Below are 14,019 nucleotides of genomic sequence, written 5' to 3'. Positions count from 1 at the left end.
TCGAATTCGCTTGCTGCGTCGAGTACCTGGAGCGAGTCGTTTTCGGCAAAGCTTACCGGATCAGTGTACTGGCTGCCACCCAATGGAATCGTGATGGGTGTGGCTCGGCGGTTGCCTTCTTGGTCGGTGCGCATACGTGTTACTTCTACCTCGCGCAAGAGCGCGCCCTCCTCGAACCCGCCTGCCTGGAGCAGCGCGTCTTTGAGCGTCATGTTGTCGCGGTATTCCAGTCGCCCGCTATCTTGGACGCGGCCTCTTACTTCCACAAAGCGATCTTCGAGGCGCTGAACGCTCGCGCGGTAGATGCGCACTTCATCGCCCGGTTGCAATGGGAGGTCGGCATCGCCGTCGCCGTTGATGGCTTCGCCAAGGTGGAATGGGATGACCTCGGTACGACTCCCGTCGGGCGACTCCCGGAACAGGTCGGCGCGGTCCATAAACACATCTTTCTGGTACTCTTCGTCGAAAAGACCGCCTCCTTTAGCTAACAGGTCGCGGAGCGTCATGTCGCGCCGCAACTGGTAGCGATCGGGACTCCGCACCTGGCCTGAGATGCGCACCTGGCGTTCTTCCAGCACCGAGTCGCGCGGTGAGATGTGCAAGCGATCACCGGGCTGCAAGACGATGTTCTGCGTGGGATCGTCATCGAGCACCGCATTCAGGTTCAGCCCCCGCACGGTAGGCTCCAGGTCGTCATCTATGCGCGAGAGCTCGGCCCGTCGCATGTACGCATCGCCTGTGAGGCTGTCAGCTGCCTCAATCAGGTCGCGCACCGTGCGAATACCATCTCCCAGTTCGTACTCGCCGGGCTGAAACACGGCCCCCGAGATGGCAACTTTGTTCACTCGTGTCTGGATAACGCGGTCGTCAATGTCACGAATCGACCGGATACGCACAAAGTCGCCGTCGTTGAGCCCGACCTGGGCTTCGTCAGAGCGGGCCTGGTTCAGGTTGAGGTTGAGCACCTCGCGCGCTACCGACGGATCATCGCGATCATCAAACGGAATGATGCGGTTAATGGTAAAGCGTTCTGTGTAAGCATTGGCCTCTAATCCTCCAGCATACTCAATTAGATCAGCAAACGTCTCGTTTGGGCGCATCTCGTAGATAGCGGGGCGTTTGATTTCGCCCGCTATCGATACGGTTTCGCCTCGGGGCGGGACGAACACGACATCATTATTTTGGAGTTGGACCGGATTATCGGTAAAGCCCCGAAGCAAGTACTGATAGAAGTCAATTGTTTCAATGACCTCACCATTTCGGATGACCTTGACGTTGCGGAGGGTCCCGCGCTCCAGCGGGCCGCCCACGCTGTATAGCGCATTGAACGCTGTCGAAAAGCTGCTCATGGTGTATCCTCCGGGCTCGGGTACCTCGCCCAGCACAAAGACCTGCACCGGACGCAAGCGCGTTACCGTAAGGTCCATGAACGCAGTAGGCGGATCGCTGGTGAGTTGCGAATAGCTGCGTGACAGCTGTTGCTTGACGTCTTCACGCAGTTCCGAGAGGCGCTTCCCTGCCACGGTGAGTTGGCCTACTTCAGGGATGTTGATGCGTCCTTCTCGGTCAACAGTCAAGTCATACTGAAAGTCTGCTGCGCCCCACACGGTGAGCCGGAGTTCGTCGTTTGGTCCCACGATGTAGCTGTCGTCGACAGGTCCTACCGGCTGGGGCTGAAACGCTTCTGGAATGGAGTTGAACAGGTCGTATCCAAAGTGCTGAAGGGTGTCCGGATCGGGCTGTTCTACCTCGTCGTCATCATCGTCAATGGGTTCGTCTGTGAGCTGCAAGCGGCGGCCGGTTGACACAACAACGGTAGTGTCTTCCGTGGCAGCTCGTGTAAATAAGGACCAGGTGCCGGACGCGCTGTCTCGCGGGATGGTAATGGAACCGCCCCAGCGCCCCTCTAACACAGATCCTTCAATACGCTCGACGTCGACACGCGCTGTGTCTCCATTGGCCGTAAGGAAAAAGGGATCCACTTCGCGAATCGGGTTCTCACTGCGTAGCGGAATCTCAACTTCGACCTCTCTTGGGAGGTCCTCTACAAAGATACGCTCTGGATCGACCGAGGCGCGCCCGCCGAGTATGGGATAGGGCGGTGTAGTGGTGGCTTCCTCTCGTGAGGTCGTGTCCCGCTCATCGCGTTCTGCCGCCTGCAACAGCGCGTTAATACGAGACTCGGGAATACCCAGCTCGCGCGCCCGCCTCGATGCCTGCTCCGGGTCGGATAGGTCGATCCCTAACTCGTCGGCCCGGCGTCGGGCTTCGGCCTCCGACATCCCTTCTGCATCCAACTGTTCTTGAATTTCGGGGCTAATGTCTTGGGCTGCAACGTCTGGGGGCATCCCCACTAACAAAAGCAGTAACCCAGCGAATATACAGCTTAGCGAGACCCGTGTGATCATGACCAGAGGTACCAAGTGAAGAGGTCGTCGCGCCTTTATCGCACTCGGAAGTGCAGGCAGCTACGACAAATTAGAAGATGGACTGTTGTGAAATACAATGACCGCTCGTAAATCGCGAACGGATGCTTCTACTGCCGGTCAAGTTAGCACATTTTTCGTGCGTGTGGTGGGAGGCAGGCCATTCCCAACAGCCGCAGGGTAGGCCGGTGGGGGCGTTGTGGCGATCATCACGAACGTATTGAGCGATCAGGTTCACTGAAATGGGAATCGTGTACCACAGACGGCTCCATGAAACCGGTGCCCCCGGTTTTCAATGCAAAGCACGTAAGGCTCCCCGTACTGGCTCACTTTCCTACTGCTGTTATGCCAATTCCTGCTGCTTCGCTTTCAACCTCTCACCTGCTCGATCTCAAAGCGTACACTGCATCTGATCTTGAGCAGGTCATGGATACCGCTCAGGCCATGCATAAGGATCCTGCCTCGCATGCCCAGTCTCTTGATGGATGCACTGTGGCCACGTTGTTTTTCGAACCGTCAACCCGTACGAAAACCTCGTTTCAGCAGGCGGCTCGTCGGCTCGGGGCGCGCGGTGTGAGTGTGGGCGCTTCGGGCTCTTCGGTCGTAAAGGGCGAATCGCTCAAGGATACCGTTCAAACGCTGGAGGCGCTTCAGGCCGAGGTGTTCGTGGTGCGGCATGCTGCGGCAGGAGCTGCGCACTTCGTGGCTCAGCATACCGAAGGCGTCGTCATCAACGCGGGCGACGGGGCCCGTGCGCATCCTACACAGGCTCTGCTTGACCTGTACACGCTTACTGCGCATTATCCCGCCGTACGCGACTTGCACGTTGCCATTATCGGCGACATTACCCACAGCCGCGTGGCGCGCTCCAACATACGAGCGCTGCGCACGCTGGGGGCCACCGTCACGGTCTGCGGGCCGCCCACGCTTCTGCCTGCTCATCTGTCTGACATGGACGTGCACGTTACGCATTCCCTCCAGGACGCGCTCGATGCGTGCGATGTGGCGATGCTCCTTCGCCTCCAACTGGAGCGCCAACGGACGGGGCTCTTTCCCAGCTTGCATGAGTACCACACCCAGTTTGGCATCACGACAGCGCATCTCCACCAGCACCCAGATCTGCGCATTATGCATCCCGGTCCGGTAAACCGTGGCGTCGAAATAGAAGCGGCCGTAGTTGACCATGAGCGATCCATGATTCTTGACCAGGTGGCGCATGGCGTACCGGTACGCATGGCTGTGCTGGCGCTCTTGGCTGCCTTGTAAAGGATATCAGGGTTGGAAAGGGGACGGCCCCCAACTACGCTACCGCGTATCCGGCACAATGGGGGCGGATGACAGGCACGCGCACATCGAAATAGTCCATCTCTACCGTGTCAAATCCGGCCTGCATGATAGCCCGGTCGGTGGCTCGGTTGGGGTGACAGCCATCAAAACACCGCTTCCACACCGGTGCAACGCATGTCTGCACGCTGTGCAGCCCTTGGTCGGGATTAGCTGCAATATGCTCCATAAAGACAAAGCGTCCTCCTGGACGCAGCACGCGCTGGATGGAAGCAAGAGCGGTGGATACATCGGGAACTGAGCACAACACCAACGTGCTGATGACGGTATCGGCGCTGTTGGGCGGTAGCACATCAGCTTCAACCGGAGCCTGAAGTACGCGTCCCGAAATGCGATGCCTGCGCATCTGTGACTGAATGCATGCATGGAGATGCGGGTTGGGCTCCAGTCCCACATACGTGATGTCACGATTCAGATAGGCGAGATTCAGCCCCGTACCTGGCCCGATTTCGATCACTGTACCTCGGAGGCCGCCAAGAAGTGTGGTTTTGCGGGCAGCATACACGCGGTGCTGCGCGGGATCTATGAGACGTAACCCCTGTGCAAAGAGCGATTGAGCAAACGCCATAATGAGCAAACGCTATAACATGCAAAGAAGAGGAATCGGCTCGCCGTCGGCGCACAGCACGGATGGCACCACCTTGTACATTGTGCAGGCTGCCAGCGGTTATGGGTTGAGTACCGTTACATAGCGACGTTCGTCGTTGAGTAGACTTACCGCTTCTTGCACCATTTCGTCTTCGGCCAGCGTCGCTGCGTAGTATCCCCGAGAGGTTAAGTAGCGACTGCGGATTTCCGAGAGAAGTCGTGCCGTTAGCAGGTCGGCATGGGCCTCAAACTGCTGCGTGGTCGAATTGTCGATAGCGGCCCGCAGGTCATCGAGTTCGGCATCTGCTTCAGGATGATCGGCCACAACCAGCGAATCGATGCGGTGCATAGCATGCTGGGCTTGCGTCTGATACGAGAGATCTTCCGCATCCACCCAGGCCTGGAACTCGGCCAGGAGCGAGTCGCGCTCCCAGCCGCCTCGGGGCGGACGCGGGTACTCGCGGGCTACGCGGCTTGCAAACCGAAAGAACGCGCCTTCCTGAAGCAGCGCCTCTTCGAGTGGACTCGCGTAGGTGTCGTCGATAGGGACATCGGGCTCGATGCCATTGCGTCCTTGCACCGCTCGTCCAGCATCCGTTGTAAACGATGCGCTTCCTGTCGTGGAGGGGCGAGATTTAAGGGAAGCCTCGTCGGCATGAATGCTGCGTCCGCTGGGGGTGTAGTAGCGCGCCGTTGTCATTTTGAGCGACCCGCCATGCGGAAGCGAACGAATGACCTGAACCAGTCCTTTTCCAAATGTGGTCTGGCCTAAGACCACACCGCGATCATGATCTTGCAAGGCTCCCGCCAAAATTTCGCTCGCCGAGGCGCTGCGTTCATTTACGAGAAGCACAATGGGCACGTCTGGATACACCGGCATATTGGTGTTGCGGTAGGAGCGTGCGCTTCCCTCATCGCGGCCCTTGGTGGACACGACGACTTGTCCGCGATCCAGGAAGAGAGATCCAACATCAACAGCGGCTTCCAGTAGTCCGCCTGGGTTATCGCGCACATCGAGTACCAGGCCATCCAGGTTGGCGTTGCGCTTCAAGTCTTCGACGGCTTGCTGCACCTCGAAGGCAGACTGTTGGGTGAAGCGCTCCATACGTACATACCCCATGCCGTGGCGCGATCCTCCAATAAACCCTGAGTACGGCACGGCAACCAGTTCGACGGGGCCGCGTTCTACGGTAACGGTAGCGGGCGTCTCGCCCATGCGTAGTACAGAGAGCGTAACGGTCGTTCCTGAATCTCCACGCAGCGCGCCGCGCACTCGGTTCAGGGGCCACGTATCCACAGCCTCACCGTCGATATGGGTAATCACATCGCCGATAGAGAAGTTGTGCTGCTCAGCTTTGCTCCCATCGACCACCGACTCAACCACTACATAGTGGCCACGGCGATCAACCTCTACGCCCACGCCAGTGTAGCGGCCTTGGGTGAGTACTTCCACGGTAGCGCGGTCGTCCTCGCTAATGTACGTGGTGTACGGATCGAGCTCGCTAAGCATCGCTTCCAGCCCTACCTCCATGAACGACTCGGCCTCGACCGAGTCGACATACGTGTTTACAACCTCCTCGAACGCGGCCGACCAGATCTGAATGCTCTTGCGCACGTCGGCATCGGTCTGAGAGCGTGCCATACCGAACCCGACGAGCAGTCCGACAAGAGCGGCCACAATCCAGCCCGCCAAAACGTGCGTGTGGCGTGTATCGATATGCATCATACGAGCAGGATGGCCAAGTGGAACAGATAACGAGGCAACAGGCAGAACCGAAGTTTATCCCTTAACAGGACACATCTGAAAAGGGCTTCATGGCAGCTGCTATACTGTCGCGGTGATTCCTGGCAGGGTTACTGGACAGCGCGCGCTTGCTGACGGTTTACGTAGGCTGATACACCAATCGACAACTCGTAAAGCAGCAAAAGCGGTACTGCCACCAGAATCTGGCTGAACGGATCGGGTGGAGTAAGCAGCGCCCCTACCACAAGCACCACAAGCAACGCATATTTGCGATACGTGCGCATGATATCAGGCGTAAGCAGCCCCACCTTCGAGAGAAAGTACACCACCACCGGGAGTTCAAACAAAAGCCCGGTACCGAGTGCCCAGAACGTCACCATGTTAAAGTAAGTAATGATGTCGAACTGGTTTGAAATCTGCGCCGAGATCTCGTAGGTCGCAAAAAATTGCAGCGCCACCGGCGTCAGGATCAGGTAGCCGAATGCAATGCCCAGCAAGAAGAAAAACGTAGCTGAAACAGACGCAAACTTCATGCCCGCACGCTCTTCCGGATAGAGCGCGGGCTCAATGAAGCGCCACAGGTAGTATACCAGCACGGGCGACCCTGCGACCATGCCCACTACGAGGATTGTACCGATATCTGCGAAGAATTGCCCGGTGATGGTCCGGTTGAGCAGATTTAACTCTTCAGCCTCAAAGCCCAACACCTGATACATGAAGAAGTCGGGCCGCGTGGGACCAATGAGCACGGTGTCTACGACCCAGCGGCTAAAGACTGCGGCCAACACGGTTGTAATGAGGACGCCGATGCCGCCTTTGAGCAACGCCCAACGCAGCTCCTCCAGATGATCCAGAAACGGCATGACGCCTTTCTCGTCAGGAGGCGGTTCGCCCGACGGGGCGCCATCGCCCTGTACGGATGCGGGAGCACCTGTTTGAGATGACTTAGTTTGAGAAGATGGAGACGAAGGCATAGGCTCAACATCTGGATTACGCCGAGTCGGAGCTACCGGTGGCTTTATCGCGCAGGTTCAGGTCGAGCAGCGAATCGACCCAGAGCCCTTCGTTTTCGACGCGCGAGCGGCCTCGGCTCCATGTAAAGTTGAACAGCGTAAGCAGCCCATCAACGGTGTAGTCCGCATTACGGAGTCGTTCCAACGCTTCGATGGCGCTACGTCCGCTGTTGATGATGTCATCAAGCAGGACCACCGGTTCGGTCGGGTCGATGGCGCCTTCCACAATACGTCGCCGTCCGTGGGGCTTACGTTCTTCGCGAATCAGCCCGCCCCGAAACGCGGGGTCACTGGGGGTGCCCACCACCGCACACACCAGCGGATGCGCTCCAAACCCGTAGCCCACCACCTGGTGTACATCTTTTTCAAGCAGCCGCTTGGCCAGCACCTGGCCGACTTCCCGAAACAGATCGCCGTGCAGCATGGGTACGCGCGTATCCAGAAGCCACCCGATGGGTTGGCCCCTCGGGTCGGTAATCAACTCATCCTCGCGGCGGATAAGCGCTTTGTCATAAAGGCGGCGCCCCAGATCTACCAGCTCGTCGTAAGCCGTAGGCGAGAGCGCGTTGTGGTCCATAGTGGGCATGAAGCGGACGGGCGCGTAGGTAGATACAGGGCGGGATATAGGGAACAAGATGCAACAACTTCAAACCTTCAGGCTGGGCAGCACGTTCCCCCGTTGTTCATGAAGCCGATGGAGGATTGTAGACACGGTGCATCCCGCTTACACGGTGGGGGGGGGAATTCACACGGTAGCAAAGTCGTACAAGGGGAAGGCGTCGCAGAGCGCCTTCACCTCACCACGCACCGTCTGCTGTACATCTTCGTTGGTAGGATCGTCCAGCACGCGGTTAATGAGTTCAGCCACGCGGCGCAGTTCGTCGGGACCAAAGCCGCGTGTGGTCAGCGCCGGCGTGCCCAGGCGGATGCCGCTCGTTACAAACGGACTCTTGTCGTCGTACGGCACCATATTTTTATTCGTGGTGATGCCAGCTGCCTCGAGCGCCTGTTCGGCTTGCTTTCCGGTGATGCCTTTGTTGCGCAGGTCCACCAGCACCAGGTGGTTATCGGTGCCGCCGGATACGAGATTGTAATCGCGCTCGATAAGGGCCTCGGCCAGCGCCTGCGCGTTGTCGACGATCTGCTGCGCGTATGTCGTAAAGTCGTCTTGCAGCGCCTCCCCGAAAGCTACGGCCTTCGCCGCAATCACGTGCATGAGCGGACCGCCCTGCGTGCCGGGAAAGACACCCGAGTCGAGCACCTCCCCCAGCATCTTGGTGCGTCCGCTCTTTCGGGCGGTGATGCCAAACGGGTTCTCGATATCGTTGCCGACCAGCATCATCCCGCCTCGCGGCCCACGCAGCGTTTTGTGGGTGGTGGTTGTAATGACATGGGCATGCGGTATGGGGTCGTTCATCACACCCGCAGCAATGAGTCCGGCGGTGTGGGCCATATCCATCCAGAGCAGCGCGTCCACCTCATCGGCAATCTCGCGGAATGCCTCGTAGTCGAAGTCGCGCGGATACGCACTGGCCCCAATCGAGAGCATTTTGGGTTGCACCTCATGGGCTTTGTCGCGCACCTTGTTCATGTCGATGCGCCCGGTATCCTGTTCTACGCCGTAGAAGGCCGCCTCGTAAAGGATGCCTGAGAAGTTAACCGGACTGCCGTGCGTAAGGTGGCCGCCGTGGGCCAGGTCCAGGCCGAGCAGCTTGTCGCCCGGCTCCAGGGCTTTCAGGTAGAGCGCAGCGTTGGCCTGTGCGCCTGAGTGCGGCTGCACGTTCGCCCAGTCGGCGCCGAAGAGTTGCTTGGCGCGGTCGCGAGCCAGGTCTTCCACCACATCGACATGCTCGCAGCCGCCGTAGTAGCGCTTACCGGGCAGGCCCTCGGCGTACTTGTTGGTGAGCGGCGTGCCCATGGCTTCGAGAACAGCCCGCGATACGAAGTTTTCGGAGGCAATCATCTCCAGTCCATCGTTCTGCCGGTCCACCTCGTTTTGGATGGCGGCGTACACGGCGGGGTCTTGCGTAGAGAGTGCGTGCTGGGGCAGGGTAGACATAAGGCGTCCAGAAACAGGTGAATAAAAAGAGTCAGAATGGATACGCAGGTACGGCACACGGAGCAGCGCTACTCCTGGGCCTCCAACTGTACGAACCGGTCAGCAATGCCGAGCCACTTCAGGTCGGGCTGTTCGTCGCCGTCGATGTCGATGGTGTAGACGCTGGCCACGAGGTAGTTAGTGCGCATGGTGTACTCGTCGGCGCGGTCGGCGAGAGCGTTACCGGCTACGCTGCCCAGCGCATCCCCAAGCCAGGAGTCGCTGCCCATTTCGTTACGGATGAGTGCAGCGGCTTCGTCTTCGACGTGGGCTTCGAAGGCCTCCATACCGGGATTCGTGTACACGAGCAGGCCGACAAGCACGACGAGAAACAGGGTGGAGATGCGCATGGCAGTAGGTGGCTGAGGAAGGCGGACGCGAGCGTCAGTTTCTTCTTTCGCGGGGGCGTTCGTATCAGCGTATCAGTGGGTAAGTGCGTAGGTAAGCACGTTTACGCCCATCTCGCGAGCGGTCCGGCGCAGGTCGGCGGGTGTATCGTGCACTGAGGCGGGCTCCCACCCATCGGTAATGTTGGATTCGTGCAGGTAGTACACCACAAGGCGTCCCTCATGAAAAAGTCCAAAACCCTGCGGCGGATCGCCATCATGCTCATGGATTTTGGGCGGTCCGTCCGAGAAGTCGTACGGGTGGTGGTAGATCGGGTGACTGTACGGCAGTTCCACAAGCTCCTGATCTGGGAAGACATCCTGCATGGCGGGACGGATGTATTCATCCAGCCCGTAATCGTCGTCGATCAGCAGGAAGCCGCCATTCTCCAGGTAGTGGCGCAGGCGCTCGGCCTCGCGGCTGGTGAAGCGCACGTTGCCGTGCCCGCTCATCACCAGAAACGGATACGTGTACAGCCGATCGGCATCCAGTTCGACTACATCGCCCTCAGATGCAATGTCGATGCGGGTATGCTCGCGCACGAACGACAGAAACGTAGGCAGCGGTGTTTCAGCCTGGTACCAGTCGCCTCCGCCGCCGTACTGCACCGCAGCAATGCGCACATGCGGATCGCCGTTGGGCGTAGCACTCGGCGCTTGAACCGCAGGCGGCATCGTGCTCCACGCACCCAGCGTCAGGAGCGCAAGCAGCAGACCTGTTATGCGAAGCAGCCGCTGTGTCATGGCGTTGCGTAATGAATCCAACAAACAACAAGGTGCCAGTCGGCACGCTACGCTATACGCCGCCTTGCAGCGCATGTGCCGAACCATCCGGTGCTCCTTGATGTTAGGTGTGGATGCTGTCTGTATGTTCATGCTTGTACCTCCTTCAACGGACCCCTCCGCCTATGTCGCGCGTCTTGAAAGCTCTTCTCATTTCGGCGGCAGCCACCGGTGTGGCTGCGCTGGTGCTGCGCCAACTCGATCTGGATCAGCCCGATCCTTCCCCCTCCGACGATATGCCCTTCGGTGGCATGGATCCCGACGACATGCCCGATGAAGACGTGGAGCTGCTGATGCGCGAGTTGGCGTCGCAGCTGGGCCTGTAACGCTGCTGCCTCGTGGTGATCGTTGCCGTTCTCAGAGCCGCCTCATACATTCATGCGATCCCCCAGCCGAAACCGAAGTACTCCAAGGCAGATTGATCCGCCCGAGGACAAGAACTACACCCGTCTTTCTAAACACGTAATGTACATCGGAAGCCCAGAACACAAGCGTCACCCATCATTCGCAGGTCCTCCGAGTCCACGTCCAGATGCCTCTCTGTGCCCACCTGATTTCAAAGATGCGCAAGAACAACTTACCGGGTGGCTTCAGCACGCTATCCAGCAGAAAGCTGTTGGCTCGTACTGGGAAGGAGACTATCCGCGTTACGCCTGGTATAAGGATGGGGAAACGGTGTACTTAGCACGTCTGGTAAACAGGGTGCAGGGCCAGTATAAGGGATTTCCTATCGAACGATCTGAGTGGCCAGACGGAATAGAAGAGTGTTATGGATGAGTTAGCTTTCGATTTTGAGTGGGTTTCGGCGAGCAAAACAGGCATTCCCGAGCACGACGCCACCTGGGCAGATGTGAGGATTGCGGTTGGTAGCGATCCAGTCACTCAAATTTTTGACACCAGGGCCAGCAGCGTACGCTCACGTCTGCGGATTCCTCTGTATCCCCTCGCTGAGTGGATCGCTACAAACTGGTGGTTTTTGCACTACGAGGTCCGACGAACAGGCCGGAGTACGAGTGCAACGTATGACCGACGCCATAACATGAGGTTTGCTCGTGAGGGCTACGCACTACCCGCTCTGCTAATAGAGCCGCAGGGAGATTATACAACAATCAGGTGGAATAATGAAGACCTACAACACTATGATATTCAGTTTATGTCATCTGGCACAAAATATGTCAAGGGCAATGCCTTTAGTGATGAGATAGGCCGCTTGCTTAACAGTGTTGAGCAGCGCTTGGAGGATGCGTGCGTCCATAACACGCTTTTTCAGAATGAGTGGGATGCTATCAAGCAAGCCGATGACGACGAGAAAGCCTTCTGTCAAGCTGCGGCACAACTTGGATGTGATCCTTATGCACTAACCCAAGAACAGCAGCAGACCATTATCCAATCCGCCTCGGCGATTCCTCGCGAAATCCATTCAGCGTTTTACCAGACGGCTGATATAAAACAGCTTAACCACAATGTAAACTCTCTTAAAGATGCAGTTGAGCGAACAGAACAAGTCGCCGACCGGGCTCAAAAACTTCATACGTTACGACATGAGGTTACGGTGAGCACAGACGAACTTCCCTGGAATGTGGGGTACAACTACGCCCGCCACGTACGCAAACACATAGGGCTAAATGGGCAGCCTCTTGACTCGTTGGATGATGTTGTTGACGTGTTCTCGTTCTCCGACGACAACGCACTAAACCAGCATCGCAACTTTTCGGAGGCATCTCCCGACCTGTTTGATGGACTTGTAGCTACTGCGAACGAAAAGGTCGGATTTTCCATCAAGGATGCCCGAGACAACTCGAAAAAATTTACGCTCTGCCGAAGCATCTTCCAGTATCTAACGAATCCTGCGCAAAGCACGCACCTTGCCACACGCGCCCTATCGGAAGAACAACAGAAAAGTAGAGCCTTTGCTGCTGAGTTCCTTGCTCCATCCCAATCCTTAGAGCAAATGATATCGGGGCCCGTCATTGACGAAAACGAGGTCGAAGATATAGCTGAACATTACGGCGTGTCTACATATGTGGTAATACATCAGCTAAACAACCATAAATTAGTGTCTAATATTGTATAGCGTTCCGAAAAAGGGATTTACCTCTCGTAGACCTACCCCACTATGCCTGAGACCCGTGAATGCCCCTCGTGCGCGCTGGAATACGAAGACACCGGCGATGTGGAGGTCTGCCCGTACTGTGGCTATGAGTTTCCACAGCGTAAATCCTCGACCGTGTGGGCTGCCCTCCTCTTTCTGCTGCTGATGCTGCTCTTTATCTTCGGCTTTTAGCAGCTTATGGGGATGCAACGCCTTGCTGCCCGCTCGCTGTTTGTTTCTGTTTGTTGACTGCTCTGCCTTATGCCTGATTCGCCTGCTGCTCCGTTTGGATCGCTGGCTCCACGCGATTTTCTCGATACCTACTGGCAGAAAAAACCGCTCTTTATCCGCAATGCGTTTCCGGATTTCGACTCGCCGGTGACTGCCAACGAACTGGCGGGGCTGGCCTGCGAGCCGGATGTGCAGAGCCGCCTCATCCTCGAAAAGGGCGGCGCCCACCCGTGGGAGCTGCGCCACGGCCCGTTCGATCCGTCCGCGTTTGGCGACCTGCCCGATACGCACTGGACGCTCCTGGTGCAAGAGGTCGATCGCCTGCTCCCCGACGCGGCCGCGCTGCTCGATCATTTCGATGTGGTGCCCTCGTGGCGCCTCGATGACATCATGATTAGCTATGCGCCTGAAGGGGGCAATGTGGGTGCGCACATCGACAACTACGATGTGTTCTTGCTACAAGCAGAAGGGGCGCGCGAATGGGCCATCGGCCACAACCCGGTTGAGGATGAGCGCATTGTACCCGACTTAGATGTGCGTATTCTGGCAGACTTTACGCCGGATGAGACGCTTACCGCTCGCCCGGGCGATCTGCTGTATCTTCCACCGCGTGTGGCGCATCATGGCATCTCGAAGAGCGATGACTGCCTCACCATCTCGGTTGGATTCCGGGCTCCGAGCCACCGGGCGCTCATCCAGAGCTTTGTACAAGATGCCGTACAGCAGATCCCCGAAACGGCCCGCTACAGCGATCCCGATCGTCCGCTTCCCAATGCGCCGGGTGAGTTGCCGACCTACGATCGCGAACGCGCTCGCCAGCTGGTGCGGGCCCGTCTCAAATCGCTGCTGGACGACGATGCCGCGCTCGACGATTGGTTTGCGCGCACCCTCACCACGCCCGCTCCCGGACGCGACGCTCCGCCCCGCGAGGAGCCGCTCTCGACCGAGACGCTTGTGGCGCATCTGCGTGATGGAACGGGGCTGCGGCGTGGGCCTGTGGCACATCTCGTGTTTGCGGATGCAGAGGATGGCTCCCGCACGCTCTATGTGAACGGACGCGCTCGGGCGCTTTCGGAGGCCGAGGCTCCGCTGGCTCCGCGCATTGCGGGGCGGGCGCGCATCCCTGCCGATGACTTGACGGATCTGCTCGACCGAAGTCCGGTGCAGGCATTGCTTACCGAGTTAGTCAACGACGGCGTGCTCGAACTCGACCATGTCCTGGCTGATGCCTAATATCAAATCCGGTTATATGATTGTAGTATCCCTGCGGTGTACAACGGTAACGACACAGCGTGCCGTGTCGCCACGTATGCG

Annotated in this window: 13 protein-coding genes; 5 read left to right on the top strand and 8 right to left on the bottom strand. The window is 58.1% G+C overall.

Annotation, left to right across the window (positions count from 1 at the left end; translation table 11 throughout):
* On the bottom strand, nt 1–2,348 hold a 2,348-nt coding region (locus R6U20_RS05470; RefSeq protein WP_410336855.1), incomplete at its 3' end, for an SLBB domain-containing protein.
* Nucleotides 2,349–2,771: 423 nt separating this feature from the next.
* On the opposite strand from R6U20_RS05470, the gene R6U20_RS05465 reads away from it, so the two are divergent.
* Nucleotides 2,772–3,692 carry an aspartate carbamoyltransferase catalytic subunit gene (locus R6U20_RS05465; RefSeq protein WP_410336854.1) on the top strand — a complete coding sequence of 307 codons (921 nt, stop codon included), beginning with the start codon at nt 2,772–2,774 and terminating at the stop codon, nt 3,690–3,692.
* Nucleotides 3,693–3,726: 34 nt separating this feature from the next.
* On the opposite strand, the gene R6U20_RS05460 is transcribed toward R6U20_RS05465, so the two are convergent.
* The 7 genes from R6U20_RS05460 to R6U20_RS05430 all read right to left on the bottom strand — a co-directional run bounded on the left by R6U20_RS05460 (nt 3,727) and on the right by R6U20_RS05430 (nt 10,367).
* On the bottom strand, nt 3,727–4,338 hold the full coding sequence (locus R6U20_RS05460; protein WP_410336853.1) for a class I SAM-dependent methyltransferase: 612 nt from the start codon (nt 4,336–4,338) through the stop codon (nt 3,727–3,729).
* 99 nt (nt 4,339–4,437) lie between these two features.
* Nucleotides 4,438–6,084, bottom strand: a complete 1,647-nt coding sequence (locus R6U20_RS05455; protein WP_410336852.1) for a S41 family peptidase — start codon at nt 6,082–6,084, stop codon at nt 4,438–4,440.
* 128 nt (nt 6,085–6,212) lie between these two features.
* Entirely contained in the window at nt 6,213–7,076 is an 864-nt protein-coding gene (gene tatC, locus R6U20_RS05450) for a twin-arginine translocase subunit TatC (RefSeq protein ID WP_410336851.1), read from the bottom strand.
* A gap of 16 nt (nt 7,077–7,092) precedes the next feature.
* On the bottom strand, nt 7,093–7,701 hold the full coding sequence (locus R6U20_RS05445; protein ID WP_410336850.1) for an orotate phosphoribosyltransferase: 609 nt from the start codon (nt 7,699–7,701) through the stop codon (nt 7,093–7,095).
* A gap of 159 nt (nt 7,702–7,860) precedes the next feature.
* Nucleotides 7,861–9,174, bottom strand: a complete 1,314-nt coding sequence (gene glyA / locus R6U20_RS05440) for a serine hydroxymethyltransferase (protein WP_410336849.1) — start codon at nt 9,172–9,174, stop codon at nt 7,861–7,863.
* Between the two features lie 68 nt (nt 9,175–9,242).
* Nucleotides 9,243–9,563 (bottom strand): DUF4359 domain-containing protein, encoded by a 321-nt coding sequence (locus tag R6U20_RS05435; protein ID WP_410336848.1) that lies wholly within the window; start codon nt 9,561–9,563, stop codon nt 9,243–9,245.
* Between the two features lie 72 nt (nt 9,564–9,635).
* Nucleotides 9,636–10,367, bottom strand: a complete 732-nt coding sequence (locus R6U20_RS05430; protein WP_410336847.1) for a DUF4159 domain-containing protein — start codon at nt 10,365–10,367, stop codon at nt 9,636–9,638.
* Between the two features lie 140 nt (nt 10,368–10,507).
* On the opposite strand from R6U20_RS05430, the gene R6U20_RS05425 reads away from it, so the two are divergent.
* The 4 genes from R6U20_RS05425 (at nt 10,508) to R6U20_RS05410 (ending at nt 13,938) form a co-directional block, all read left to right on the top strand.
* Nucleotides 10,508–10,708: a hypothetical protein gene (locus tag R6U20_RS05425; protein ID WP_410336846.1), complete on the top strand. Its 201-nt coding sequence runs from the start codon at nt 10,508–10,510 to the stop codon at nt 10,706–10,708.
* 443 nt (nt 10,709–11,151) lie between these two features.
* The gene (locus R6U20_RS05420; RefSeq protein WP_410336845.1) at nt 11,152–12,456 is read left to right on the top strand and encodes an ImmA/IrrE family metallo-endopeptidase; all 1,305 of its coding nucleotides are present in this window, start codon (nt 11,152–11,154) and stop codon (nt 12,454–12,456) included.
* Between the two features lie 42 nt (nt 12,457–12,498).
* Nucleotides 12,499–12,666 carry a zinc ribbon domain-containing protein gene (locus tag R6U20_RS05415; protein ID WP_410336844.1) on the top strand — a complete coding sequence of 56 codons (168 nt, stop codon included), beginning with the start codon at nt 12,499–12,501 and terminating at the stop codon, nt 12,664–12,666.
* A gap of 69 nt (nt 12,667–12,735) precedes the next feature.
* Nucleotides 12,736–13,938, top strand: coding sequence for a JmjC domain-containing protein (locus R6U20_RS05410; protein ID WP_410336843.1), 1,203 nt, complete (start codon nt 12,736–12,738; stop codon nt 13,936–13,938).
* Nucleotides 13,939–14,019: the final 81 nt, after the last annotated feature.

The sequence above is a fragment of the Longimonas sp. genome (assembly GCF_046498435.1).
Taxonomy (GTDB): Bacteria; Bacteroidota; Rhodothermia; order Rhodothermales; family Salinibacteraceae; genus Longimonas.
This window is presented reverse-complemented; position numbering and strand designations above follow the sequence as displayed.